The 25,320-nt window shown below is 72.7% G+C and carries 24 protein-coding genes and 2 pseudogenes; 11 read left to right on the forward strand and 15 right to left on the reverse strand.

What is annotated here, in order from left to right; translation table 11 throughout:
- Positions 1-9: 9 nt before the first annotated feature.
- Entirely contained in the window at positions 10-606 is a 597-nt protein-coding gene (locus tag KBB57_RS13270) for a TetR family transcriptional regulator (RefSeq protein WP_290750978.1), read from the reverse strand.
- A 189-nt stretch (positions 607-795) separates the two neighbouring features.
- On the opposite strand from KBB57_RS13270, the gene KBB57_RS13275 reads away from it, so the two are divergent.
- On the forward strand, positions 796-1,269 hold the full coding sequence (locus KBB57_RS13275) for a hypothetical protein (protein WP_290750981.1): 474 nt from the start codon (positions 796-798) through the stop codon (positions 1,267-1,269).
- 84 nt (positions 1,270-1,353) lie between these two features.
- Here KBB57_RS13275 and KBB57_RS13280 read toward each other — a convergent pair whose 3' ends face one another.
- Positions 1,354-3,192, reverse strand: coding sequence for a class I poly(R)-hydroxyalkanoic acid synthase (locus KBB57_RS13280; protein WP_290750983.1), 1,839 nt, complete (start codon positions 3,190-3,192; stop codon positions 1,354-1,356).
- Positions 3,193-3,332: 140 nt separating this feature from the next.
- Between KBB57_RS13280 and KBB57_RS13285 the strand changes: the two genes are divergently transcribed.
- Positions 3,333-3,662, forward strand: coding sequence for a hypothetical protein (locus KBB57_RS13285; protein WP_290750986.1), 330 nt, complete (start codon positions 3,333-3,335; stop codon positions 3,660-3,662).
- A gap of 332 nt (positions 3,663-3,994) precedes the next feature.
- Here the strand turns inward: KBB57_RS13285 and KBB57_RS13290 are convergent, their stop codons facing one another.
- Both KBB57_RS13290 and recG read right to left on the reverse strand, forming a co-directional pair.
- A complete protein-coding gene (locus KBB57_RS13290; protein WP_290750989.1) occupies positions 3,995-4,117 on the reverse strand; it encodes a hypothetical protein in 123 nt (40 codons plus the stop codon).
- A gap of 84 nt (positions 4,118-4,201) precedes the next feature.
- Positions 4,202-6,289: an ATP-dependent DNA helicase RecG gene (gene recG / locus KBB57_RS13295; protein ID WP_290750992.1), complete on the reverse strand. Its 2,088-nt coding sequence runs from the start codon at positions 6,287-6,289 to the stop codon at positions 4,202-4,204.
- A 504-nt stretch (positions 6,290-6,793) separates the two neighbouring features.
- Between recG and KBB57_RS13300 the strand changes: the two genes are divergently transcribed.
- The gene (locus KBB57_RS13300) at positions 6,794-8,095 is read left to right on the forward strand and encodes a sorbosone dehydrogenase family protein (protein WP_290750995.1); all 1,302 of its coding nucleotides are present in this window, start codon (positions 6,794-6,796) and stop codon (positions 8,093-8,095) included.
- Between the two features lie 118 nt (positions 8,096-8,213).
- Positions 8,214-8,888: a thermonuclease family protein gene (locus KBB57_RS13305; protein WP_290750998.1), complete on the forward strand. Its 675-nt coding sequence runs from the start codon at positions 8,214-8,216 to the stop codon at positions 8,886-8,888.
- 562 nt (positions 8,889-9,450) lie between these two features.
- On the opposite strand, the gene KBB57_RS13310 is transcribed toward KBB57_RS13305, so the two are convergent.
- Positions 9,451-10,170 carry a CDP-alcohol phosphatidyltransferase family protein gene (locus KBB57_RS13310; RefSeq protein ID WP_290751001.1) on the reverse strand — a complete coding sequence of 240 codons (720 nt, stop codon included), beginning with the start codon at positions 10,168-10,170 and terminating at the stop codon, positions 9,451-9,453.
- A gap of 107 nt (positions 10,171-10,277) precedes the next feature.
- Between KBB57_RS13310 and KBB57_RS13315 the strand changes: the two genes are divergently transcribed.
- Complete coding sequence (locus KBB57_RS13315) at positions 10,278-10,802, forward strand: hypothetical protein (RefSeq protein WP_290751003.1); 525 nt, start codon at positions 10,278-10,280, stop codon at positions 10,800-10,802.
- A 567-nt stretch (positions 10,803-11,369) separates the two neighbouring features.
- Here KBB57_RS13315 and KBB57_RS13320 read toward each other — a convergent pair.
- Genes KBB57_RS13320 through KBB57_RS13335 form a run of 4 tightly spaced genes read right to left on the reverse strand, consistent with a single transcriptional unit; the run spans position 11,370 to position 14,518 of the window.
- A complete protein-coding gene (locus KBB57_RS13320) occupies positions 11,370-12,362 on the reverse strand; it encodes a hypothetical protein (RefSeq protein WP_290751006.1) in 993 nt (330 codons plus the stop codon).
- Positions 12,359-13,024: a hypothetical protein gene (locus KBB57_RS13325; RefSeq protein ID WP_290751009.1), complete on the reverse strand. Its 666-nt coding sequence runs from the start codon at positions 13,022-13,024 to the stop codon at positions 12,359-12,361. Before KBB57_RS13325 ends, KBB57_RS13320 begins: the two co-directional genes overlap by 4 nt.
- A 29-nt stretch (positions 13,025-13,053) precedes the next feature.
- The gene (gene bmt / locus KBB57_RS13330; protein WP_290751011.1) at positions 13,054-14,073 is read right to left on the reverse strand and encodes a betaine--homocysteine S-methyltransferase; all 1,020 of its coding nucleotides are present in this window, start codon (positions 14,071-14,073) and stop codon (positions 13,054-13,056) included.
- A 13-nt stretch (positions 14,074-14,086) separates the two neighbouring features.
- Positions 14,087-14,518, reverse strand: coding sequence for a SufE family protein (locus KBB57_RS13335; protein WP_290751013.1), 432 nt, complete (start codon positions 14,516-14,518; stop codon positions 14,087-14,089).
- A gap of 134 nt (positions 14,519-14,652) precedes the next feature.
- Between KBB57_RS13335 and KBB57_RS13340 the strand changes: the two genes are divergently transcribed.
- Positions 14,653-15,195, forward strand: a complete 543-nt coding sequence (locus KBB57_RS13340; protein ID WP_290751016.1) for a hypothetical protein — start codon at positions 14,653-14,655, stop codon at positions 15,193-15,195.
- 289 nt (positions 15,196-15,484) lie between these two features.
- Here KBB57_RS13340 and KBB57_RS13345 read toward each other — a convergent pair whose 3' ends face one another.
- Positions 15,485-15,673, reverse strand: a complete 189-nt coding sequence (locus KBB57_RS13345) for a hypothetical protein (protein WP_290751018.1) — start codon at positions 15,671-15,673, stop codon at positions 15,485-15,487.
- 61 nt (positions 15,674-15,734) lie between these two features.
- Between KBB57_RS13345 and KBB57_RS13350 the strand changes: the two genes are divergently transcribed.
- On the forward strand, positions 15,735-16,040 hold the full coding sequence (locus KBB57_RS13350; protein WP_290751020.1) for a hypothetical protein: 306 nt from the start codon (positions 15,735-15,737) through the stop codon (positions 16,038-16,040).
- A gap of 259 nt (positions 16,041-16,299) precedes the next feature.
- On the opposite strand, the gene rnd is transcribed toward KBB57_RS13350, so the two are convergent.
- From rnd to KBB57_RS13375, 5 genes are all read right to left on the reverse strand, one after another.
- Complete coding sequence (rnd, locus tag KBB57_RS13355; RefSeq protein ID WP_290751022.1) at positions 16,300-17,505, reverse strand: ribonuclease D; 1,206 nt, start codon at positions 17,503-17,505, stop codon at positions 16,300-16,302.
- A 166-nt stretch (positions 17,506-17,671) separates the two neighbouring features.
- Positions 17,672-19,120 (reverse strand): TrkH family potassium uptake protein, encoded by a 1,449-nt coding sequence (locus tag KBB57_RS13360; RefSeq protein WP_290751025.1) that lies wholly within the window; start codon positions 19,118-19,120, stop codon positions 17,672-17,674.
- 773 nt (positions 19,121-19,893) lie between these two features.
- Positions 19,894-20,652: an ABC transporter ATP-binding protein gene (locus KBB57_RS13365; protein ID WP_290751027.1), complete on the reverse strand. Its 759-nt coding sequence runs from the start codon at positions 20,650-20,652 to the stop codon at positions 19,894-19,896.
- Positions 20,646-21,713 (reverse strand): iron ABC transporter permease, encoded by a 1,068-nt coding sequence (locus KBB57_RS13370; protein ID WP_290751029.1) that lies wholly within the window; start codon positions 21,711-21,713, stop codon positions 20,646-20,648. The genes KBB57_RS13365 and KBB57_RS13370 overlap by 7 nt, the downstream gene beginning before the upstream one ends.
- A gap of 1 nt (position 21,714) precedes the next feature.
- Positions 21,715-22,845, reverse strand: a complete 1,131-nt coding sequence (locus KBB57_RS13375; protein WP_290751032.1) for an ABC transporter substrate-binding protein — start codon at positions 22,843-22,845, stop codon at positions 21,715-21,717.
- A 111-nt stretch (positions 22,846-22,956) separates the two neighbouring features.
- Between KBB57_RS13375 and KBB57_RS13380 the strand changes: the two genes are divergently transcribed.
- The 4 genes and pseudogenes from KBB57_RS13380 to KBB57_RS13395 all read left to right on the forward strand — a co-directional run.
- Positions 22,957-23,769, forward strand: coding sequence for a class I SAM-dependent methyltransferase (locus tag KBB57_RS13380; protein WP_290751034.1), 813 nt, complete (start codon positions 22,957-22,959; stop codon positions 23,767-23,769).
- Between the two features lie 271 nt (positions 23,770-24,040).
- Positions 24,041-24,242, forward strand: a pseudogene (locus tag KBB57_RS13385) (transposase); the annotation flags it as partial.
- Between the two features lie 73 nt (positions 24,243-24,315).
- Positions 24,316-25,082: pseudogene (locus KBB57_RS13390) on the forward strand (IS5 family transposase).
- A gap of 81 nt (positions 25,083-25,163) precedes the next feature.
- Positions 25,164-25,320: transposase (locus KBB57_RS13395; protein WP_290751040.1), on the forward strand; the 157-nt coding region annotated here is incomplete at its 3' end.

Raw genomic sequence — 25,320 nt, forward strand, 5'->3', positions numbered from 1 at the left:
GAGCCGGCGTCAGCGGTCGCCGACGAGGGCGCGGGCGAGGGCGAGGTATTCCTCCTCGATCGCCTCGGAGCCCAGGCGGCCGCCGGGGCGGTACCAGGTGTTGACGCCGGTCAGCATGGCGATCAGCGCGAAGGTGGCGAGCTTGGGGTTGCCGAGGCGGAAGTCGCCGGAGGCGACGCCGGCGACGAGGATGTCGGTGAGCACCGCCTCGTAGCTGCCCCGGAGCGTCTCGACGCGGGCGAAGTTGCCGGGCTCGAGGCTGCGCAGCTCCATGTAGGAGAGGAAGACCTCCGCCGCGCGGCTGAGGTGGTGGCGGATATGGAAGCGGACGAAAGCCTCGAAGCGCGCCGGCGGGGTCGGGTCGGCGGGCCGCGGGTGCTCGGCCCAGGCGGCGAGCAGGTCCTCCATGTGCTCCGTCATGATGTCGGCGAGGAGCGTCTGCTTGTCGGGCGTGTAGAGGTAGAGGGCGCCCGCCTGCACGCCGACGGCGGCGGCGATCTGGCGCATCGACACCGCGGCGTAGCCGTGGGCGGCGAAGAGGCGCAGCGCGGCGCGGCGCAGATCCTGCGCCGTCCTCTCGCCGTTCGACCCCGTCCTGCGCGCCATGGCGGGACGCTAAATGAACGGGCGTTCAAATGCCAGCGCGACGACGGGGCGTCACGGTCGAGTCCCGGCGGCGTCACGGGGGCGGTGGCAAAAGCCGGGACGTCGGACGGACCGGGCGTTGGCGCGGTCCCGCCGAGCTTCTCCCGGAGGCGCGAGGCCCCGGGGATGAAAGACCGGAAGGATATTGAAATGAAGTTCTGCATTCTCGCGGCTGCGGCCGCTCTCGGCATTGGCTCCGCCGCGGTCGCCGACACGGGCCAGCTCGCCGCCTCGGCGGGGATCGGCGCGGGGGAGGCCGCCGGCCTCTCGCTCGGCGAGCTGGCGCGGCACAAGTTCAACGCCGACGCGCGGGCGGACGACCATATCGCGGTCGTCGTGGTCGAGGGCAGCGCCCCGGCCGCCGCGCGGGCCCAGCTGGCGGCCGCGGCCGGGATCGACCCCGCGATGGCGGCGGGCATGTCGCTGACGGAGCTCGCCGAGGCGAAGATCCGCGCCGAGGCCCGCGGCGACGATCGCCAGCCGGAGATGGCGGCGAGCGCCGCGGCGACGGCGCCGGGGGCGCAGTTCGTCGCCAAGTCCGGGATCGACCCGGAGGTCGCCCGCTCGCTGTCGGTGAACGAGGTCTTCCTGGCGGACATCGTGCGCCGCTCGGACGACGATTGAGCGGCGGCGGAGCGCCCGCCGTCCCGGGACGGCGGGCGCGGTCGGCAGGGCGCCCGTGGCGGCGCCACGGGCCCCCTTCCCGCGTCAGGGGGCGATGGCCGCCTGCGGCGCGTCCTCGGCGCGGTCGAAGCGCACCTTGACGAAGGAGCCGGGGGCCGCCTCGATCACCCCGGTCCTTGCGCCGGGCTCGCGGGCGGCGACGAGGCGGCCGGAGCGGGACTTCAGCCAGGCCTCCCAGTCGGGCCACCAGCTGCCGGCGGTCTCCTCGGCGGCCTCGAGCCAGGCCTCGAGCGTCGGCGCGGTGAGGTCGGGGTTGGTCCAGAACTGGTACTTGCCGAGCGCCGGCGGGTTGATGACGCCGGCGATGTGGCCCGAGCCGGAGACGACGAAGCGCACGTCGGCGCGCTTCATCTCCTTGGCGCCGCGATAGACCGAGGCGGCCGGGGCGATGTGGTCCTCCTTGGTGGCGACGTGGTAGACCGGGCCGGCGATGTCCGAGAGGACCACCGGCTCGCCGTCGAGCTCGAGCTCGCCCTTGGCGAAGGCGTTCCGCACGTAGAAGCGGTCGAGGTAGAAGTGGTGGACCCGCGCCGGCATCGCGGTGGAATCGGCGTTCCAGTAGAGGAGGTCGAAGGGGAACGGGTCCTTGCCGAGCATGTAGTTGCTGACGACGTAGCCCCAGATCAGGTCGTTCGCCCGCAGCATGTTGAAGGCGTTCGCCATGCGGTCGGCGGGCATGAAGCCCCGCTCCATCTCGTTGCCGATCACGTCCAAGGTCTTGTCGTCGACGAGGATCTGCAGCTCGCCCGCGTCCTCGAAGTCGAGCTGGGCGGTGAAGAAGGTCGCCGAGGCGATGCGCTTGTCCTTGCGGCGGCCGGCGCGGGCGAGGATGGTGCCGGCGAGCGTGCCGCCGACGCAGTAGGAGGTGAGGTTGAGGCTCTTCTGGCCGGTCTCGGCCAGCGCGGCGTCGATGGCGTCGGAGACGCCGGCCATGTAGCTCTCCCAGGTCTCGGCGGCGTGCCGCTGGTCGGGGTTGATCCACGAGACCATGAAGACGGTGAAGCCCTGCTCGACGAGCCACTTCACCATCGACTTCTTCGGGTTGAGGTCGAGGATGTAGAACTTGTTGATCCAGGGCGGCACGAAGAGCAGCGGCCTTGCGTGGACCTTCTCGGTCAGCGGCGCGTACTGGATGAGCTGGAGGACGTCGTTCTGCCAGATCACCGCGCCGGGCGAGACGGCGGTGTTGCGGCCGACCTCGAAGGCGTCCATGTCGGTCTGGCGAATCAGGAGCTTGCCCTTGCCGCGGTCGAGGTCGGCGAGCATCATCCTGAGCCCGCGGACGAGGTTGTCGCCCTTCTCGTCGACGGTGGCCTGCAGGACCTCGGGGTTGAGGGCGAAGAAATTCGCGGGGTTCATCGCCTCGACGAACTGGCGGGTGTAGAACGAGGCCTTCTTGCGGTCCTTGGGGTCCATCTCGCCGACCGAGGCGACGGTGTCCTGGATCCAGCCGGAGGTCAGCAGGTAGCTCTGCTTGAGGTAGTCGAAGACCGCGTTCTCCGACCAGTCCTTGTGGGCGAAGCGCTTGTCGGCCTTGGCCATGAACGGGGCGTCCACCGGCTCGCCGGCGTCCTTGGCCCCGAGCCATTTCAACAGCGACTGCTGCCAGAGCTGGTTCTGGGCGGCCCAGTATTCCAGCGTCATGTCCGCGACCTGCTTGGGGTTGTCCCACATGGTGCGGTAGAGTTCGGCGAAGGTCGGCCAGGTGTTGAGCGGGTCGGGGTGGCCGGGGCCGCCGGCCTCCATCTGGGTGGAGAGGAAGCGTTTCCAGATCTGGCCCGAGATGTCGATGACCTCGGCCATGTTGTGGGCCACGCGGTGGCCCTGCTCGGCCAGAGTCTGGGCGTCCTTCGATTCGCTCACGGCGTTCTCCTTCCCCTCGCGGCCTCGGGGCCGCCGTTTGTGGGGGGATGATAGCGTCTGGTTTCCGGCTTGCCCATGGGTCGCGACAGGGCGCGGGGGCGGCCTCGACGCGGGCGGCGGGCTTGGGTATGAGCGGCGGGGTGACCTGCGCGTTCCGCCTCCGTCCGGCCGTGGCCGGGCTCCTCGCGATGCTGGCGCTCGTGGGCTGCGCGCCGCCCGAGGCGGCGGCGCCGGTCTCGGAGCATGTGCGCGCCGCGCCGCCGCCGCATCTGCTGCCGACCTCCGCCTTCGAGGCGCCGCGGGCCGAGGGCCTGGCGAGCGCGCAGAGCGTCGAGGCCGAGCGCGACGCGCTGGCGGCGCGGGCTGCGGCGCTGCGGGCGCGCGGCGCCGCGCTCTCCGGGACGCCGGTGCTCGAGGAGGGCGAGCGGGCCCGGCTGGAGCCCGTGGCGGAGGACGCCGGGACGCCGTAGGCCGCGGGGGATGCGGGACGGCGGGCGGAGCGGCCGGTCGAGGCGTCGGGCTCCCGGATCGCGGCGGCGGCGGTCGCGTCGACGGCGGCGATGGCGCGGCGGCCTGGAGGTCGGCTCCCGCCGCTGCCGCGCTCCCCGCCCTTCAGGCGATCGCACGGGTGCGGGGGAGTGAGGCCGACAAAAAAGCGCCGCCACCCGGGGTTGGCCCGGGGGCGGCGTCAGGGAGCGGCGCGGCCGAGGCAGTCGGCAGGCAGGACGGGCAGTGTCCGGCGGATCCGCGCCGCTGGCGGTCAGGCAGGAAGCAGTCTGGCGAAAGGGGGCTGGCGAAAGGGTCAGGCGAGGCCGGGCAGGAACAGGCCGGCGAGGATGGCGACGACGAGGGCGGAGAGGCCGAGGGCCTCGCGCAGGACGGCGTCGGGGTCGGAAGCGAACAGGCGGCGCCAGGCGTCTATCATGGCTTTGTTCCCTCTGTGTTCGGCAAAAGTTCGCACTGCGTTAACCAAGAGTCAAGCGATTCGCGAACGAAGGCGGAACATAGATCAGCCGACGGCGAGGAGGCGGATGGCCTTGTCGCGCTCGAGGAGGTGGAGGAGCGTGCGGGCGGCGCGGCCGCGCGGGGTGGCGAGGTCGGGGTCGCGGGCGAGGAGGAGGCGGGCGTCCTCCTGGGCGGTGCGCATCAGGTCGGCTTGCGTCTCCATGTCGGCGATGCGGAACCTCGGCAGGCCGGACTGGGCGGTGCCGAGGACGTCGCCGGCCCCGCGCAGGCGCAGGTCCTCCTCGGCGATGCGGAAGCCGTCCTCGGTGTCGCGCAGCGCCCGGAGCCGCGCCAGGGCGGTCTCGCCGAGCGGCGGGTCGTAGACGAGGAGGCAGGTCGAGGCGGCGGCCCCGCGGCCGACGCGGCCGCGGAGCTGGTGGAGCTGGGCGAGGCCGAAGTTCTGGGCGCCCTCGATCACCATGATCGAGGCGTTCGGCACGTCGACGCCGACCTCGATCACCGAGGTGGCGACGAGAAGCCGGGTGCGCCCCGCAGCGAAGTCGGCCATGGCGGCGTCGCGCTCGGCCGGCGCGAGCTGGCCGTGGACGAGGCCGACGCGCTCGGCGCCGAGGGCGAGGCGGAGCGCGCGGGCGCGCTCCTCGGCGGCGGTGAGCTCGGCGACCTCGCTCTCCTCGACGAGCGGGCAGACCCAGTAGGCCTGGCGGCCTTCGGCGAGGGCGGCGCGCAGGTGCTCCACCACCTCGTCGAGCCGGCCGGAGGAGGCGAGCGCGGTGCGCACCGGGGTGCGGCCCGGCGGCTTCTCGTCGAGGACGGAGAGGTCCATGTCGCCGTAGGAGGCGAGCGCGAGCGAGCGCGGGATGGGCGTCGCGGTCATGACGAGGAGGTCGGCGGCGCCGCCCTTGGCGCCGAGGTCCATGCGCTGGCGCACCCCGAAGCGGTGCTGCTCGTCGACGATGGCGAGGCGGAGGTCGGCGAAGGCGACGTCCTTCTGGAAGAGCGAATGGGTGCCGACGACGATGCCGGCGGCGCCGGAGGCGATGGCGTCGAGGCGGCGGGCGCGCTCGGCGCCCTTGTCGCGGCCGGTGAGGAGCTCGATGCGCACGCCCGCCGCCTCGGCGAGGGGGGAGAGCGAGCGGAAATGCTGGCGGGCGAGGATGTCGGTCGGGGCCATCATCGCCGCCTGCCCCCCGGCCTCGACGGCGGCGAGCATGGCGAGCAGCGCGACGAGGGTCTTGCCGGCGCCGACGTCGCCCTGGAGCAGGCGGTTCATCCGGCGGGCGTCGGCCATGTCGGCGGCGATCTCCGCCGCGGCGCGGGTCTGGGCTCCGGTGGGGGCGTAGGGCAGCGCCGCCAGCGCCCGGGCGCGCAGGCTGCCATCGCCGCTTGTCTCGAAGCCCTTGGGCCGGCGCATGTGGGCGCGGGCGAGGGCGAGGGTGAGCTGGTGGGCGAAGAGCTCGTCGTAGGCGAGCCGCTCGCGGGCCGGGGCCTCGGGGGCGACGTCCGCCGGGCCGGCGGGCGCGTGGGCGGCGCGGACCGCGTCGCGCCAGGAGGGCCAGCGGCGGGCGGCGAGGACGGCGGGGTCGATCCATTCTGGCAACTCGGGGGCGCGGGCGAGCGCCTCGGCGGCGGCGCGGGCGACGATGCGCTGGGTGAACCCCTGCGTCAGCGGGTAGACGGGCTCGAAGTCGGGCAGGGCCGCGTCGCCGGGGCGGAGGATGTGGTCGGGGTGGACCATCTGCGCCACGCCGTCGAAGAGCTCGACCTTGCCGGAGACGATGCGGCGGGCGCCGGAAGGCAGCGACCGGCCGAGTGCATCGCCGTGGGCGCGGAAGTAGACGAGCAGGAACTCGGTCGCCGCGTCGCGGACGTGGATGCGGTAGGGCCGGCCGCGGGCGGCGGGCGGCTGGTGCATGCCGACCGCGACCTCGACCGTCGCCACGGCGGGGAGCGCGAGGTCGCGGATGGTCGGGCGCGGGCGGCGGTCGACGACGGCGTGGGGGAGGAGGAAGAGGAGGCCCGCGGGGCGCTCGACCTCGAGCCGCGCGAAGAGCTTCGCGACCTTCGGCCCGACGCCGTCGAGCGCGGTCAGCTCGGCGAAGAGCGGGAAGAGGATCTCCGGGCGTGGGCTCATGCGCGCGAGGTCGGGGCGGGGATCGGGCCGCCGCCCCGGGACGGGCCGGCGTCCGGGCTTCCGGCGCCGGCCGGCGTTTGTCAACCTCGGGCGGCCGGGAGAGCGGGGACCGGGGCGGCCGGGGGGAGGCCGGCCGGGCGACACGGCGGCCGGGCGACACGGGCGGCCGGGCGACACGGGCGGCCGGGCGATGCGGGCGGCCGGGATGCGGCGGCCGGGCGATGCGGGCGGGTCTGGCCCCCTCGGACGACAGGGAGGCCGGCGTCGCAGGCGAGGTGGGCCGTGGAGGGCCCGGGCGCGCGACGGGCAGGCGTGGCGGCGGGTCGTGGGGCCGTCGGCCTCGGGCGGGGGCGCGGGGACAGTGGCGCGGGGAGAGTGGCGCGGCGGAGCGGGGCGAGGACGGCGCCGCTGGCGAGGGGCGCCGGCGGGGGCGTGGCCTTTGAGGGTTGCGCGGGGGCGCGGGGCGACGCATCACGGGGGCGCAGCCAGGACAGGGAGGACGGCATGGGGGTCTCGGAGCTCGTCGCGCGCGGGGTGGCGATGGTGGGCGCGGCCGCGATCCTCGCGCGTCGCCATGACCGCCATGCCGGGCCGCAGGCGGTCGGGCCGACGCCTGCCATCCCGCCGGCGAAGCCGCAAGGCGTGCCCACCCTGAAGATGCCGACCGCCCGCGGCTGGCCGCAGGGGACGAGGCCCACGCCGGCGCCCGGGCTCGCGGTCAACGCCTTCGCGGCCGGCCTGAAGCATCCGCGCTGGATCGAGGTGCTGCCGAACGGCGACGTGCTCACGGCCGAGGCGTTGCAGGAGCCCGGCCGCATCCGCAGCGCCTTCGACTACGCCATCCACGTCACCATGCAGCGCGCCGCCGCCGTCGGCCGCAGCCCGAACCGCATCACGCTGCTGCGCGACGCCGACGGCGACGGGGTGGCGGAGACGCGCGACACCTATCTGGGCGGGCTTAACCAGCCGTTCGGGATGGCGCTGGTCGGGGACACGTTCTACGTCGGGGTCACCGACGGGTTGCTCGCCTATCCGTTCGAGCCCGGGGCGACGCGGCTGGGGGGGCAGCCGCGCCGGCTCGCGGACTTCAGGCCCGGCGGCCACTGGACGCGGAGCCTCCTGGCGAGCCCCGACGGGGCGCGGCTCTATGCCGGGGTCGGCTCGCTCAGCAACATCGGCGACCACGGGATGGCGGAGGAGGAGGGGCGGGCGGCGATCCATGTCCACGACATCGCCTCCGGCGCGACGCGGATCTTCGCCTCCGGGCTGCGCAACCCGGTCGGGCTCGCCTTCGAGCCGGCGACGGGCGCGCTCTGGACGGTGGTCAACGAGCGCGACGGGCTCGGGGACGAGACGCCGCCCGACTACCTGACCTCGGTGGTCGAGGGCGGCTTCTACGGCTGGCCCTATTGCTACTGGGGGCGGACGGTGGACGACCGCGTGCCGCAGGACCCGGCGCGCGTCGCGACGGCGCGGACGCCGGACTACGCGCTCGGCGGGCACACCGCCTCGCTCGGGCTCTGCTGGCTGCCGGAGGGGGTGCTGCCGGGCTTCGGGCCGGGGATGGCGATCGGCCAGCACGGGTCGTGGAACCGGGCGACGCTCTCGGGGTATCGCGTGGTCTTCGTGCCCTTCGCCGACGGCCATCCCTCCGGCCCGCCGCGCGACATCCTCTCGGGCTTCCTCTCGGCGGACGAGCGGTCGTCCTGGGGGCGGCCGGTCGGGGTGGCCGTCGGCCCGGACGGGCGCTCGCTCCTCGTCGCCGACGACGTGGGCGACGTGATCTGGCGCGTCTCGGGGGCGTGACGCCGCGGGGGCCTGCCGGTTAACCGTGTCGCAAGGCAGGGCGTGGCAGGGGAGATGACGCGGAGGGTGGCGGCGGGATAGGCTCGCTGCCGGAACAACGGCTGCCAGGAGGGCGCCCATGGCCGGACGGCGCGCCCTCGCGGCGACGCTCCTCGCGACGCTGGTCGCGGGCGGCGCCGTGGCGGGCGAGGCGGAGCTCGCCGGCCCGGCGCGGGTGCTCGACGGCGACACGCTCGACATCGGTCCGGTGCGGGTGCGCATCCACGGGATCGACGCGCCGGAGTTCTCGCAGACCTGCGCCGCAGCCGCGGGCGGGGACTGGGCCTGCGGCAAGGCGGCGGCGGCCCGGCTGGCGGAGCTGACGCGGGGCGCGCGGGTGGCGTGCGACCCGCAGGAGCGCGACCAGTACGGGCGGATCGTGGCGCGCTGCTCGGCGGGGGGCGTCGATCTCGGCGGCGCGCTGGTCGCCGAGGGGCTGGCCTGGGCCTTCGTGCGCTACAGCGACGATTATGCGGCGGCGGAGGCGGTCGCCCATGCCTCCGGCCTCGGGATCTGGCAGGCGGAGACGATGGCGGCCTGGGACTGGCGCGCCACCTCCTGGCGCGACGCCTCGGGGACCGCGCCGGCGGGGGACTGCCCGATCAAGGGCAACGTCAACCGCGCCGGGGAGCGCATCTACCACACGCCGTGGTCGCGCGACTACGCCCGCGTCCGCATCGACGAGGGTCTGGGCGAGCGCTGGTTCTGCGACGAGGCCGAGGCGCAGGCGGCGGGCTGGCGCCCGCCTCGCTGAGCTGCCCCCGGCGGGGGCAGCGCCGGCCTCGGGGACCCCGCGAGGGGGCCCCGCTCGGCCGGCGCTCGGGACTTGCGTCCCGAAGGGGGGGCGGATGGCCGGGTGTCGGCCTCGCCGCGCGCGGGCCGATCGGGGCGGACGCCCCGGAAGGAGCGGGATCGGGCGGCGGGGGGAAAGCGCCGGCCTCGAGGCCCGCGAGGGGCCTCGCTCGGGCGGCGCTTGGGACTTGCGTTCCGAAAGGGGGGTGGATGGCCGGGTGTCGGCTTTGCGAGCCGCGCGGGGGTTGATCGGGGCGGACGCCCCGGAAGGAGCAGGATGGCGGGCGGCGGGGGGAAGCGCCGGCCTCGGGGAGGCGCGCGGGCGCGCCCCCCGCTCGGCCGGCGCTGACGGTCGGCCGCCTTTGCGGCCTCCCTGCCGGAGCGGCCGCAGGCGGCCGCGAGTCCTTTGTTTCTCCCCGCCCTTTGGCGGGGAGGCGCCTGCTCGATAGGGTTTCAAGCCAGTATGAACGCCTGAAGGGGGAGTGCGGCGCGGGCCGGCGCGGGGCGGCGAGGGGGTATAGGGGCTATTCGGCGCTGAGAGGGGCGCGCGGGCGTTCCGGGAAGGCCTGCATGACGACGCCGACGAGGAGGAGCCAGAGCGAGGTGACGAGGAGGCCGGCCTTGACGGGGCCCGGGGGGTCGAAGGCCTCCCAGATCGACCAGCCCGCGAGGATCACCCAGAGGATCGTCACCGTCAGGTTCAGCGGCCGCCAGCGGGCCGTGCGCATCGGGTGGATGAACTTGAGCCAGGTGTACTGCGCGAGCGCCAGCGCGCCGATGATGGCGAGCGTCGCCCAGACCGGCGGGTCGAAGACGAGGAAGACGAGGAGCGGCATCTGCCAGACCGCCGGGAAGCCGACGAAGCAGTTGTCGTCCGCCTTCATCCGCACGTCGGCGAAGTACATCGCCCCGGTGAGCGCAATGACCAGCGCCGCCATCAGGCCGAGATGCCAGGGCAGCAGGCCGGTGTAGATGAGCGCGTAGGCGGGGATGAAGACGTAGGTCAGATAGTCGATCACCAGGTCGAGGATCGTGCCGTCCCAGTTCGAGGCGTTCTTCTTGGTGTCGACCTTGCGGGCCAGCGGCCCGTCGATGCCGTCGACGATCAGCGCGATGCCGAGCCAGCCGAACATCAGCCGCCACTCGCCCTTGGTCGCGGCGACGAGCGCCATCAGCGCCAGCGCGGCCCCCGAGCCGGTCAGCAGGTGGACGGAGAAGGCGAGCGGCTTCGTCTTCGGCCTCATCCCCACCAGATACGGGGAATCCGCGCGCAGCGGAACCCCTGTCGGCGGCCGGCTTGCCGGTCGCGGCGGCCCGTGGCAACGTCCGCGCCGCGCGGGGGGAGGGCGGCATGGACGATGGCGGGGTGCGGTGGAGGCTCTATGCCGAGGCGTTCCGCGCCTGGGTTCCGATCGTCGTCTCGCTCTGCGCGATCAGCCTGACGATCTACCAGGCGCAGGCGACGCGGCGGCACAACCGCCTCGCGGTGATGCCGCGGGTCGACGTGCGTTTCCAGGTGGACGGCGACACCGGCGACATCGAGATGCGGATGGTCGATGTCGGGATCGGGCCGGCCGTGGTGACCGGGGTCGCGCTGGTCGAGGGGGGCGTGCGCTTCGACCGGGGGGACTTCGCCGCCTGCCGGATCCTCGACGAGCGGCTGGGCCGCGAGGGCGACGACTGGGATACGGAGTGCTTCGTGATGGACGGGACCTATGTGCTGCGGCCCGGCGACGGCGCGCTCCTCTATGCGAGCCGGCGGGCGGACGGCCTGCCGCCGGTGGCGCCGAAGATCCCGGAGGACCTCGACGTGGTCGAGGTCGCGGTGCGCTACTGCTCCTTCTACGAGGATTGCTGGCTCTCGACCGAGCGCTGAGCGGTGCGGGGGGCGGCGCCTGTGGGTTGCGGGCGGGGGACGCGGCGCTCTTCGGTGCGCGCCGACGGCCCGGCGCCGGCGGGGCCGAAGGCCCCGGTCCGCTGCTGCGCCTTCTGCGAGGATCGCCGGCTGTCGACCGGGCGTCGAGCGGGGCCGGGCCGGGCGCCCTGCGTGCTGCGGCCGGGGACGGGGCGCGGCGCCGTGCGCGCCGGGGGACCGACGGCTCGGCGCCGGTGACGCCGAAGGTCCCGGTCCGCTGCTGCGCCTTCCGCGAGGATTGCCGGCTGTCGACCGGGCGTCGAGCGGGGCCGGGCCGGGCGCCCTGCGTGCTGCGGCCGGGGACGGGGCGCGGCGCCCTGCGTGCCGGAGGACCGACGGCTCGGCGCCGGTGAGGCCGAAAGTCCCGGTCCGCGGCTGCGCCTTCCGCGAGGATTGCCGCCTGTCGACCGGGCGTCGAGCGGGGCCGGGCGCCTGCGTGCTGCGGCCGGGGCGGGCGCGGCGCCGTGCGCGCCGGGGGGTCGACGGCTCGGCGCCGGTGGGGCCGAAGTCCCGGTCCGCGCGCCCGTTCTACGACGATGGCTGGCTCCCGACCGGGCGCCGGGCGGGGCGGGGGCCGCGGGCGAGGCCGTCGCGGATCGCCGCGGCGACGGCGTCCACGGTGATGTCGAGCCAGGGGGGGGCGGCCGGGCGGGGGGCGGGGTCGAGGTAGCCGCCCGCGCCGGAATGCGACATCGCGCCGATCTCGCGCTCGACGAGGCGGCCGTCATGGCGGGCCTCGTTCCAGAACGACCCGCCCGCCACCGGCCAGCGGCCCGGGAAGGCGGCGCGGCCGAGCGCGTAGACGCGGTCGCCGGAGCCGAAGAGCGAGGTGAGCCAGGCGGCGGCGTCGATGCCGCGGTCCGAGCACATCACCCCGCCGATCGTGACGATCGCCGGGGCCGCGCCGAGCGCGTCGGCGAGGTAGGTGGCCGCGCCGACCGAGATCTGGCCGCCGCCGCTCGAGCCGAGCAGGATCACCGGGGCGGGCCGGCGCGGGTCGTAGCCGGCGGCGGCGAGGCGCTCGCGGACGATGCCGGCGATGCCGAAGCCGTAGAGCGGCCCGTAGCGGTCGTCGGCGGAGACGAGGACCTGGAAGAGGTTGCGGACGTTGAGGATGGCCGGCAGCAGCCGGGTCCCGTTCAGCCGCCAGTCGAGGACGCGCCGCCAGAGCCAGGTGAACACCCGCTGTCCGGTCAGCAGCTCGCGGCCCGAGGGCGCGTAGGGGAAGACGTCGCGGACGATGCGCGCCTCCGGCAGCTCGGCCTGGAGGCGGTCGAGGAACACCGTCTCGTGCGGCAGCAGCTCCTGGCCGGAGATCGCGCCGATGCCGGAGAGGAAGACCACGAAGCAGTCGGGCGGCGGGCCGGGAGCGGGCGCGCGGGGCGGGGCGGGCTCGGCGGGCTCGTCGCCGGGGCCGAGCCAGCCCGCCCACCAGCCGAGCGATTCCACCGGGGCGAGCGCCAGCGACAGGACGAGGCCGAGCGCGCCCATGGCGGCGAGCCAGAAGAGGGCCTCGGTCACGGGGCGTCGCGGTCTTCGCCGTCGCCGTCGCCCCGCCCGGCGCGGGCGCGGCGGCGGAGGTCGTCGACGAGGCCGCCGGCGTTGAGGGTGAGCGGCGCCCCGGCCGCGACGCGCTCGAGGCCGCCGAGCAGCCAGCCGACGGGGCGGCCGAGCAGCACGGTGAGGAGGCGCATCGCCGCCCAGCCGCTGAAGGCGAAGAAGGCCGCGCCGGCGAAGGGCAGGCCGAGGCCGTGGTGGAGGCCGAAGAGGGTCAGGAGCAGCACCCAGACGTCGATCGCCCGGTCGAGCTGCTCGCCGATGTAGGGGGCGAGGGTGAGGATGCCGAGGAGGCGGGGCGCGTGGGCGAGCGCGACCACCGCGGCCGTCGGCAGGAAGGCGAGGTTGCGGCCGAAGGCCATCTCGTCGAGGGCGAGCGCGAGCGCCACGGTCAGGAGGGCGCCGGCGACGTAGACGGCGCCCTGCAGCGCGAGGCTGAGGACGAAGCGCCCGGGCCGGACGTGGTTGAGGAAGAGCGTCACCGCGTGGCCGGTCGCCTGCGACATGCCGGCGACGAAGACCAGCGCGAAGACCGTGCCGCGCGGGCCGCCGGGGGCGGCGACGCGGCGGAAGGCGTCGGGGTCGAAGGAGAGGGCGTCGACGCCGAGGGCGAGGGCGTCGAGCATCGGCGCGGGGCCCCGGGGGGGGGGGCGGCTCAGCCGCGCTTCCGGCGCCGCTCGCGGGGGGCGCCGCCGCCCTCGCCGCCGTCGCCAACGCCGTCGGAGGCGGAGGAGAAGCCGCCGAGGCGGCGCTCGATCTCGGCGAGGTCGGGGCGCGGGCCGCGCGGCGTCGTCTCCAGCGCGGCGCGCATGGCGACGAGGTGGGCGGGCGCGGTGCCGCAGCAGCCGCCGATGATCGTCGCGCCGCAGTCGCGGGCCAGGACGGCGTAGTCGGCCATCAGCTCCGGCGTGCCATCGTAGTGGATGTGGCCGTCGTGGAACTTCGGGATGCCGGCGTTGCCCTTGGCGATGACCGGCAGGCGCGGCGACTGGGCGGTGAAGCCGAGGACGGTGCGCAGGAGGTCGGAGGCGCCGACGCCGCAATTCGCCCCGAAGGCGAGCGGGGCGTTGGGCAGGCCGTCGACGAGGCCGACCATCGCGGCCGAGGTGACGCCCATCATGGTGCGGCCCGCGGTGTCGAAGCTCATCGTGCCGCACCACGCCCCGCCGGCGCGGGCGATGCCGAGGGCGGCGGCCTCGAACTCCTCGGGCGCGGAGATGGTCTCGACCCAGAGCACGTCGGCCCCGCCGGCGAGGAGGCCGCGGGCCTGCTCCTCGAACATCTCGGCCGCGCCCTCGATGGTCAGCGGGCCGAGGGGGGCCATGATCTCGCCGGTCGGGCCCATGGAGCCCGCGACGACGACCGTGCGGCCCGAGGCGTCGGCGACCTCGCGGGCCAGCTCGGCGGCGATGCGGTTGAGATCATAGGCGCGGCCGTCGGCGTCGTGGAGCTTCAGCCGGCTGGCGTTGCCGCCGAAGCTGTTGGTGAGGAAGAGGTCGGAGCCCGCGTCGACCGCGCCCTTGTAGAGCGCGCGGATCTTCTCGGGCTCGGTCTCGTTCCAGAGCTCGGGGGCCTCGCCGGCCTCGAGGCCCATGTTGAAGAGGTTGGTGCCGGTGGCGCCGTCGGCCAGCAGCCAGTCGCGCTCCCGGAGCAGCCTCTCGAGCGGGTTCGCCATTCTCGCCTCTCCCTCAGGCCTGCTGCATCGCCGCGCCGGCCAGCGCGCGGATCCTCGCCACCATCGCGCGCAGCCCGTTCGAGCGCTGGGACGACAGGTGCTGGTCGAGCCCGAGCCTGCCGAGCTCGGCGAGGGCATCCACGGCGAGAACGCCCTTCGGGTCAAGCCCGGCGTAGAGGGCGTGCAGCGTCGCGATGAGGCCGCGCACGATCAGCGCGTCGGAATCGCCGACGAAGTCGAAGCGGGCGGCCTCGCCCTCGCCGGTGGGGGTCGGGACCAGCCAGACCTGGCTGGCGCAGCCCTCGACCTTGCTCGCGGGCGTGCGCAGCGCCTCGTCGAGCGGGGCCATCGCGCGGCCGAGCTCGATGACGTAGCGGTAGCGGTCCTCCCAGTCGTCGAGGAACGCGAAATCGTCGGCGATCGCTTCGAAACGCGGCGTTGCCAAGGGCGGCCTTCCTTCCTGCCAGCCCGTGGCAGATATGACGTCGGGGCCGCCGGGTCCAGTGCGGCCGTGGCGGTTTGGGCCTTCCCAAGCGGCCGGCTGCGAGCTATCCGGGGGCCATGAGGACCGGCCCCGGGATGCGCGTTGCGGTGGTCACGCTGGCGGGGTCGCTTCTCGTCGGCGGGTGCAGCTTTGGCTTCGGCCACAACGAGCCGCGCGCGACCCGCGACGTCGATTCCGAGGGCACCGTTCGGTCGAACGAGCAGGGGTTCCTGACCGGGCTCTTCACCCGCACGCCGGTCGACCTGCCGGACGCCGTCGCGGTGCCGATGCGCGAGGCGACGCTGGAGCGCGGCTATGGCGGGGTGATCATCCGCGCCACCGGGGTGGGGCCGACGCAGGGCTGGTTCAACGCGGCGCTGCTGCCCGATGAGCAGCCGGACGCCGCCGGGGTGCTGACGGTGAACCTGGTGGCGGTGCCGCCGCTGACGCCGATGCCGGCCGGGCCGGAGCGGACGCGGCTGCTGATGACCGGCGCCTTCGTGCAGGAGCTGGAGCTGCGCAACATCCGGGCGTTCCGGGTGGTCGCGGCCAACCAGTCGGTGACGCTGCCGGTGCCGGCGCGCCCCGCGCCCCCGCCGGTGGAGCTGCCGCCGGAGGACGCGGACGCCTCGTTCTGAGGCGGCGTCTGCGCCCGAGAGCGCTGGTCGGAAAATGTCCCACAGGGGGACAGGGTTCAAGACATTGATCTTGAGGCGGAATAGAAGTTGGTAATTTTATTCCGCCGCCGCGCCTGTCCCGCGGCGTGCCGGGTCGCCTCGGACGGCCGCCGCGCCCGGCCTCTGGCGTCGGCGGTTGCGACCGCGCCCGGCGACATCTCGCGGGGGGCATAGGCGGGGGGCGGCCAGTCCTTTCCACGAATGTTGTGCCGTTCCTCAGGTGGTCGGGTGGCCGCGCGTGACTCGCGCCTTAAAGCTGCCGACCGCCCTTGCGCAACTCTTCCGCCGTGATGCGCAGGGGTTTGCCGTCCTTTGCGATGACGATCTCGGTATTGGTCTGGATGGCTGTTTCACGCGCTATTCTTGCCGCGCGCAGCATGGCCGCCAGCGAGGCGCGGAGATCGGGGTTGCTGGCCTTGGACAAGTCCTGCGGCTTCATTGGTTTTCTCCCCATTCCAGCATCACGTGCTCGGTGTTTACCTGCGCCGTTGGGGCCGGCGATGATGATGATCTTCCTGGTCGAAACCGCTTCGGTTATCGTCGGCCTCCCTCCGCTTATTCCGCTCGAAGATTTCTTCGACTTGTCCCGCAGTCGACTTCTTGCCGCCGCATCCGTCAAGAGCACTGGCCTCAAACGAAAAATTGGCCGCATATCGGCCAATCGCACACTACACGACAGGAGCCGGTCGTCGCCCGAGGCCGCGTCGCTCCCCCCGACCGAAGCGGGCTCTGCCCGCGATGCTGCGGCGCGACAAGCGAAAGCAAGGCTTTCGCCGCGCCGACGGCTGGAGCGCGTTGGCGCGTAAGCCGTAGGGGGTCCAGATTTCTCCGTCGCGCGCAATCCGTCCGTGATCGCCCCGGCGAGCGCGGAATCGCGCTCGCCCCCCGCAGGGGCGATCGCGGACGGATTTGCCACGGGTCAAATCCGTCTGGCGTCACCGTCCCGCACTCTCCCGACCGGGGTTTCTCTCCACTGTCGTGCAGTCTGGGCCAATCGAAATCATCTCGGCAACACTTTGGAAAGGGCTGGGGCGGCCGGCTGATCGTCCGCCCCAAGGCGGGCGATCAGCCGGCGGGCGTTTGACGTCGGGCGTTCGCCGCCACGCCGCTCGCCACGGCGACCACGCGGACGCGGGCGCCGGCGGCGGAGAGGGCGATCTCGCCGCGCTTGAGCCGCAGCGCGTCGCGCCCGAAGATCTCGTAGCGCCAGCCGCGCATGGCGGGGACGTCGGGCGCCTCCTCGGAGGCGATGGCGTCGAGGTCGGCGCTGGAGGCGACGAGGCGCTGGGCCACGCCCTCGGCGTCGCATTGCGACTTCAGCAGCACCCGCAGCAGGTCGGCGAGCGCCTCGGCCCCGGGCTTGCGAGAGGGCGCGTCGGGCACGCGCGGCAGCTCGGAGGCCGGCAGCGCCTCGGCGGCGGCGACGGCGGCGAGGATGCCGTCGGCGATCTCGCCCCGGCGCGCCTCGCGCAGGAGCAGGCGGGACTTGCCGAGATCCTCGGCGTTGCGCGGCCGGTTGGCGGCGAGCTCGAGCAGCGCGTCGTCCTTGAGGATGCGCGAGCGCGGCACGTTGCGGCCCTGCGCCGCCTCTTCGCGGAAGCGGGCGAGCTCGCGCAGCGCGGCGAGGAACTTCGGCGCGGTCGAGCGGGTCTTGAGCCGGGTCCAGGCGGTCTCCGGGTCGACGCGGTAGGTCTCCGGATCGACGAGGGTGGCGATCTCCTCCTCGACCCAGCCGGCGCGGCTGGTCTCGGCCAGGCGCTTCGCCAGCGTCTCGTAGATGCGCCGCAGGTGCGTCACGTCGGCGAGCGCGTATTCCTTCTGCGCCTCGGAGAGCGGCCGGCGCGCCCAGTCGGAGAAGCGCGAGGACTTGTCGATCGCGGCGCGCGCGATCTGGCGGGCGAGGGTCTCGTAGCCGACCTGATCGCCGTAGCCGCAGACCATCGCCGCGACCTGGGTGTCGAAGAAGGGCCGCGGCAGCACGCCGGCCGTGGTCGCGAAGATCTCGAGATCCTGGCGCGCGGCGTGAAAGACCTTGACGACGTTCGGGTCGCGGAAGAGCTCGTAGAGCGGCTCGAGCGACAGGCCCTCGGCCAGCGTGTCGACGAGGACGGCGGTCTCGGGGCCCTTGCCCGGGCGGGCGAGCTGCACGAGACAGAGCTGCGCGTAGTAGGTGCGCTCGCGCATGAACTCGGTGTCGATGGCGACGTAGGGGGCGGAGCGGCACTCCGCGACGAAGGCGGCCAGCGCGTCGGTAGTGGCGATCAGCTCCAATCCTGCCTCGCGAACTCGGTTGTAAACATCATACTTTCAGCACTTTGCAGCGACAGACCTCAGCTCGGGCCGCACACTCTCTTGCACATCCGCCTGCGCCTGACAAGCCACGCCCCCCGGGGGCTCACGGGGTTCTCGCGCGGATGTGCGGCGGAGATGCGGGCGGTCAGCCGCGCCAGTAGGAGGCGGTGAAGAGGACGTAGACGGTGAGGAGCTCGAGCCGGCCGACGAACATCAGCGCCATGATGAGCCAGAGCGCGGGGTCCGAGAGCGTGGCGTAGTTGCCCACCGGGCCGATATGCGGGCCGAAGCCGGGGCCGACGTTGGTGAGCGCCGCGGCGGAGCCGGAGATGGCGGTGACGGGATCGAGGCCGAGGAGGACGAGCCCCACCGCGCCGAGGCCGAGGGTGAGGAAGAACAGCATGAAGAAGGCCATGACCGAGTTCATGACCTCCGGCGTGATCGCCCGTCCCTCGTAGCGGGGCAGCGTCACGGCGGTCGGGCTGTAGATCCGGCCGATCTCGACGGCGGCTGCGGAGCGGAGCAGCTGGTAGCGGAACACCTTGGGGCCGCCGGAGGTCGAGCCGGAGCAGCCGCAGACCATCATCGCGCAGAAGAACAGCGTCGCGGCGAGCGGGCCCCAGGCGCCGTAGTCGGCGGTGGCGAAGCCGGTGGTGGTGATGACGGAGGCCATGCTGAACAGCACCTCGCGCAGCGTCAGCTCGTCGAGCGGGTGGCCCTGGTCGAGGCGGGCGACGACGAGGCCGGCGCAGAGCGCGAGGTAGATGGCGAGGAAGGCGCGGATCTGGCTGTCGCGGAAGAGGGGCCGCGGGTCGCCGGCGGCGAGCTGGACGAAGCGGACGAAGGACATGCCGCCGAGCAGCATGAAGACGATGGCGACGTACTGCACCCGGGGGCTGAAGCCGCCGAAGGAGTTGTCGTAGTTCGCCATGCCGCCGGTCGCCACCGTGCTCATGGCGTGGGTGACGGCGTCGAAGCCGTCGAGGCCGCCCCAGAGGTAGCAGAGCGTGCAGGCGAGGGTGAGGGTCACGTAGACGGCGGCGATGGAGACGGCGATCTCCTTGGCCTTGGGCAGCACCTTGCCGAGCGTGTTGAAGTCGGCGCTGCGCAGGAGCTGCATCCCGCCGATGCCGAGGACGGGCAGCATGATGATGGCGAGCAGCACGATGCCGATGCCGCCGATCCAGGTGACGAGGCAGCGCCAGAGCAGCACGCCCTGCGGCAGGCGCTCGAGCCCGACGATGACGGTGGCGCCGGTGGCGGTCAGCGCCGAGGTGCTCTCGAAGAGCGCGTCGGTCAGGTCGAGATGCGGCGCGCCGAGGAGGAAGGGGAGCGCCGCGAAGGCGGTGAAGCAGACCCAGGTCGCCACCGTGAGCAGGAAGCCCTGGCGATGGTCGAGGTTGGGGCGATCGCTCTCGGCGCAGGCGATGCCGAGGAGGCAGCCGACGGTGACGGTGATCGTCATCGAGATGGCGAAGGCGTGGGCGTTGCCGTTGCGCTCGGCGAGGTCGAGGGCGAGCGGCAGCGCCATGCTGGCCCCGAAGAGCGCGAGAAGCCGCCCGAGCAGGAAGCCGACCGGTCGGAAGTCGTTCATGCGGGAGCCCCGTTGCGGCGGCCGCGACGGTGCGGCCGGGCCGTGGCGGCTGTCAAGGCGGGGCCGCCGGGCTTGCGGGGCGAAGGCAGGCGGCGCCGGGAGATGCAGGCGCTTGAACGTCCTGAAGGATCGCCGGGGCGCCTTTGCGCCCCGGAGGCGTTCTCCCCACCCGCGCAAGCGCGGGCGGGGCCCCTGCGCGCCGTTGCGCGCCGTTCTCCCACCCCCCTTCCCCCCGCCCACATGGGCGGGGGAACCTGCACGATAGGGCAGGAAAGAAGAGAAGCAGAAGGATAGAGTGGGGCGGCCGGGGAAGGCCGGCGATCGGCGGCGCGGGTTCGTGTGGACGAATTATGGATCAGGTTAACCCCTCGGTGTCGGCCACCACCGCCCGGCGCCGCGCACGAACGGCGGCGCCGGGACGGTTGCCAGATCAACCCTCCGGCCGAACGATCTCCAGGGTATATGCGCCACGCCCTTCGCCCGGCGCCAGACGAACGGCGCCGAGAAGCACGGCGAGGGCATCGCGCGTGCTGGCTCCGGTTTCCGGATCCAGCATCAGCTTCTGCCAGAGCCTCTCCAGCTCTCGCTCCAGGAGGTCGACCGGCGGCAGGAAGTCGACGAGGTTGTCGCTGGACGCAGGTTCCGGAAGCTCCGAGCGGAGGCGCCGGGTCTGGGCGCCGAAGGGCGAGCGGCCGGTGGCCCTCGGCCACCACAGCTTCGAGTGGCTCTACGTCACCGCCTTCGTGGCCAGCGAGCGGCGAGACCATCTGATATCAGGGGGAGGCGAGGCCGTCGACGATGACGTGGCGGTGCCGGCGCGAGCATTCCTCGACGCGGGCCTCGACCCGGTAGATCGCGCGCAGCATGTCGGCCGTTATCACTTCGGCGGACGCTCCGCAGGCGCGCATCGCGCCGTCCGAGATCACGATCGCCCGGTCGGCGAAGCGGAGCGCCTGGTTGAGGTCGTGGAGCGCGATCAGGACGATCATGCCGAGCTGGCGCGCGCGCGACTGCATGAAGGCGAGCACCTCGATCTGGCGGTGCAGGTCGAGCGCGCTCGTCGGCTCGTCCATCAGCACGATCTCGGGCTGGCGCACCAGCACCTGGGCGATCGCGACGAGCTGCCGCTGCCCGCCGCTGATGGCGCCGAGGTCGCGGAAGGCGATGGACGCGATGTCGAGGGCGGTCATGACGTTGTCGATCAGCTCGAGGTCGGCATCCTCGACGCGCCAGCCCATGCCCTGCTTCCGCGCCAGCAGGAGCGACTCGTAGACGGTCAGGACGGCGTTGGCCGAAGTGTCCTGCGGCATGTAGACGATCGCCCCCGCCCCCCGTGACGTGCCCCGCAGGGCGACCGAGCCGGGGCCGTCGACGAGGCCCGCGATCCGCTTGAAAAGGCTCGACTTGCCCGCCGCGTTCGGGCCGATGACGGCGACGACTTCGCCCGAGCGGATCGGCGGCGTCGAGACGCCGGAGACGACGAGCCTCTGCCCGTAGCGGGCGCCGACGGCGTCGAGCTGCAGCTCTACCATGACTTCCGCATCGTCGTGAGAATCAGGGAGAGGAAGAAGGGCACCCCCACCAGCGCGGTGATGATGCCGACAGGGAAGACCACGCCGGGGACGATCGACTTCGACACGATCGAGGTCACCGAGAGCAGCAGGGCGCCGGCGAGGATCGAGCCGGGCAGGAAGAAGCGCTGATCCTCGCCGAGCACCATCCGCGCGATGTGCGGGCCGACGAGGCCGACGAAGCCGATGGTGCCGACGAAGCTGACCGGGACCGAGGCGAGGAGCGAGACGACGAGCATGGTCTCGAGGCGGATCGCCCGCACGTTGACGCCGAAGCTCGCGGCCTTGTCCTCGCCCAGCCGGATCGCCGTCAGCGCCCAGGCATGCCGGGCGAAGAGCGGGATCGCGATCAGCAGCACGGCGAGCGTGACCGCGATTTTCGGCCAGGTCGCCTTGGTGAGGCTGCCCATGGTCCAGAACACCACCTGCGACAGCGCCTGCTCGGAGGCGAGGAACTGGAGGAAGGCGAGGAGCGCGTTGAAGGTGAAGACCAGCGCGATGCCGAGCAGCACGACGGTCTGCACCGTGACCCCGCGCGCCTGCGAGACGAAGTGGATGAAGAGCGTGGCGACGAGCGCCATCAGGAAGGCGTTGATCGGCACGATGAGCCCGGCGGCCACCGGCAGGAGCGGCACGCTGGTCACGATGGCGAGCGCGGCGCCGAAGCTCGCGGCCGCGGAGATGCCGAGGGTGAAGGGGCTCGCGAGCGGGTTGGCGAGGATCGTCTGCATCTGCGCGCCCGCCAGCGACAGCGCGGCGCCGACGACGACCGCCATCACCGCGACCGGCAGGCGGATGTCCCAGACCACGGTGCGCACCTGGTCGGAGACGCCGGAGGGGTCGAAGAGCGCGCGGGCGACCTCGCCCAGACTGAGGCGCGCCGGTCCCCAGGCGAGGTCGACGGCGAAGGACAAGCAGAGCGCCAGCGCCATGCCGGCGAGGATCAGGAGCTTGCGGCGTGCGAGGGCGCGATATGCCTCGCGCCCCGTCTCCATCGTGGCGATGCCTTCGCTGGCCGCCACGTCAGCCTTCGGCGCCGAGCGAGACCCAGTAGCCGGGCTGGTAGTCCACGGGAAGGAACTTCGCGTGGAAGTCCGCGAAGGTCGCGTCGGGATCGAGGTCGGCGAAGAGCTCGGGGTGGAACCACTTGGCGAGCTGCTGCACCGCGACGAACTGGTAGGGGCTGGTGTAGAACTGGTGCCAGATCGCATGCACGTCCCTGTCGGCCACCGCCTTCGAGCCGGTGAAGGCCGGCGCGGCGACGAGCTCGGTCAGCGTGGCGGCGCTCGCCGCGGCCGTCGCCGCGGCACCCGGTCCGACGTTGACGTAGCCCTTGGCGTCCTCGAGATTGGTCCAGTTGGAGCCGGTGGCGACGACTATGTCCGGGTTCGAGGCGATGACCTGCTCGGGATTGATCGTGCCGGTGTAGCCCGGCAGGAAGTCCGAGCCGAGGTTATGGCCGCCGGCGAGGTCGACCATCAGCCCGTAATTGTCCGGCCCGAAGGTGCCGCAGCATTCGCCGAGGCCCGGCGCGCGGTACATGAAGACCTTCGGCCGCTCGGGGTTCTTCGCGGCGATGACGTCGGTCACGCGCGCGAGCTGCTCCTTCCAGTAGGCGGCGACCTCGGCGGCGCGCTCCTCCTCGCCGAAGATCTTGCCGAGGATGGCGAGGCTCGGCTCGGTATTGTCGAGGATATGCTCGCGGAAGTCGATGTAGACGATCTTTACGCCGACTCCGTCGAGCATCTCCTCGAGCTTGACCTCGTCGGCGGCGGCCTTGTCGCCGATCGGCAGCAGGAGGACGTCCGGGTCGAGGGTGACGACGGTCTCGGTCTGCAGCGTCCCGTCGGTCAGCCGGCCGAGGAACGGCAGGTCCTTCACCTTGGGGAACCTGGCGGCATAGGCCTCGAAGCCGCCCTCGTCCGTCGTCCAGAGGTCGTTGCGCCAGCCGACGATCTTCTCGAAGGGATCGGCGCCCGCGACCGGAGCGACGGCGTAGATCATCCGCCCCTCGCCGAGGATCACCCGCTCGACCGGCGCCTCGAAGGCGACCTCGCGCCCGGCGACGTCGGTGACCGTGAACCCTTCTGCGAAGACCGGACCGGTGAGCATTAGCCCGGCCAGCGCGGCGACGGTGGTTCGGTGAAGCGTCATTGTCAGGCCCCCCTGCCGATGGTACGGCTCCGCGTTAGAAAACCCGAGTGGGTTTATCAACAACTTTGTTCTGGAACGATTCCAGACTGTTGCTGGAAGGGAGGGCGGGACGTGCCGGAGGGGTCGACAGCAAACTACTCTGTCCGCGACGAAATCCGAGAGTTTTGGTCGGAAAGGGCGGCAACCTTCGACGAGAGCGTCGGGCACGAGATTTTCTCCGAGGCCGAGCGACGCGGCTGGCATCGGCTGATCCGCAAGCACCTCGGCGAAGGCCGGGGCCGCGACGCCCTCGACCTCGCCTCCGGGACCGGCGTGATCTCGCACCTGATGCATGACGCAGGCTTCCGGGTGACCGGGATGGACTGGTCCGAGCCGATGCTGGCGCAGGCCCGGGCCAAGGCGCGTACCCGCAAGGCCGACATCCGCTTCCTGATGGGCGATGCAGAGCGGACAATGGAGTCGCGCGGCAGCTACGACATCATCGTCAACCGTCATCTCGTCTGGACGCTGGTGGACCCGGCGGCGGCGGCGGTCGAGTGGTTCGCCCTGCTGAAGCCCGGGGGGAAGCTCCTCGTCATCGACGGCAACATGGGCAAGACGACCTGGGTGGCCTGGCTGCGGGCGGCGCTGACGCGGATCACCGGCCGGTCCTTCGACCAGCCGCACATGAGCCCCGAGATGCTCGCCCGCCATGCGGCGATCCGCTCCCGGGTCCACTTCAGCGACACGATGCCCGCCGAGGCCATCGTCGCCCTGCTCGAGGCCGCCGGGTTCGTGGACGTGGTCATCGACCGCCACCTGTGGAACATCCATCTGGCCCAGGCGAGGAAGATGCCCTTCCTGCGGGCGCTCGAGCGCCTCGCGCAGGACAGGTTCGCCATCTGCGCGACCAGACCGCAGCTCCAGGCCGATCCGGTGTCCTGATCCAACGGGCGTCGGCGGTCCACCAGACCGGCAGCGGCGAGGGGAACTGGCGCGTTGCAGCATGCACGGCGCACCAGCGAACGGAGATCGGCGCTTCGACATCGATCGAAAGGGGGACGCCGGTCCTCAAGAACGTGCCGCGGGCGCTGCCCGGGCTTACGGTCACCGAAGTGGGCCGGGGCGTCAACATTTGCTCGCAAGTTTGGCCGTTGCCTTCGGCGGGGGACGATCCGACCAATCTCGACTGCGAGAACAGGACCGACCGCCTCCCTTGGAGCCGAGCTACAAGCAGCATGGTGTTCGTCGACGACCATCGTGGCGTGGTGCTCGACATCGAGATCACCACCGGCTAGGTGAACGAGGGCGAGCAGATCCTCCGCCGCCTCGACGCCACGGCTGCGATCACCGGCACTGCCATCGAAACGGTCACCGCCGACGCGGGCTATGCTTGCGCCAAGGTCTACGCGGGCCTAGGGTCTGTCCCCATAAACGGGATTCCCTTGGGGGGCCGGTTCTGATTCAACCTTCCCGAAAGAGGAGGGTTTCATGCGGCGTCACGAGTTGAGCGATGAGGAGTGGGCGGTCATTGAGCCGCTTCTGCCGAACAAGCCGCGCGGGGCGCCACGGGTCGAGGATCGCAGAGTGATCAACGGCATCCTCTGGCGCTTCAGGACCGGTGCGCCGTGGCGGGACGTGCCGGAGCGCTACGGTCCGCGCACCACCCTATACAACCGCTTCGTGCGCTGGCGGGCGGCGGGGGTCCGGGATCGGCTCCTTGCGGCGGTATCGGCGGCCTATGACGGCGACATCGTGATGATCGACGCGTCCTGCGGGCGGGTCCACCAGCACGGCGCCGCCGTCAAAAGGGGGGTCCCGACGACGGCGGGGATGGTGGCATGGGACGCTCCCGGGGCGGGCTGACCACCAAGATCCATGCCCTCGTCGATGCCGACGGACGGCCGGTCCGGCTGGAGCTCACCCCCGGCCAGGCGGGCGACGCGCCGGTCGCCGCGACCCTGCTCGAGAACCTCGCGCCCGGCGCGACCCTGATCGCCGATCGCGCCTACGACACCAACGCCATCCGTGACCTTGCCGCCGAGCCCGGCGCCTGGGCCGACATTTCGCCGCGCTCGATCCGCAAGGGCAGCTTCGCCTTCTCCACCTGGGTCTATCGACAAAGAAACCTCGTCGAGCGCTTCTTCAACCAGGTCAAGCAGTTCCGCGGTCTGGCCACGCGATACGACCGCCGCCCGGAGAACTATCTCGCCGCTCTCAAGCTCGCTGCCGTCCGCATCTGGCTTGCAGCAATATGAGTCCGCACCCTAGGGCCTGTTGAGATTCAGGATTCCGCTGGCGCGGCAGTTCTGATTCAAGCTCCCAAAAGGGAGCAGTGAATGACGAGGATGATCCTGACGGACGCGCAGTGGGCGCTGGTCGAGCCGCATTGTCTGGGAAAGGCGACGGACCCGGGCCGCACGGGCGGCGATGGACGGCGGTTCTTCGAAGGGGTGCTCTGGATCGCGCGGACCGGCAGTCCTTGGCGCGACCTGC

This window comes from Amaricoccus sp. (genome assembly GCF_017993425.1).
Lineage (GTDB): Bacteria > Pseudomonadota > Alphaproteobacteria > Rhodobacterales > Rhodobacteraceae > Amaricoccus.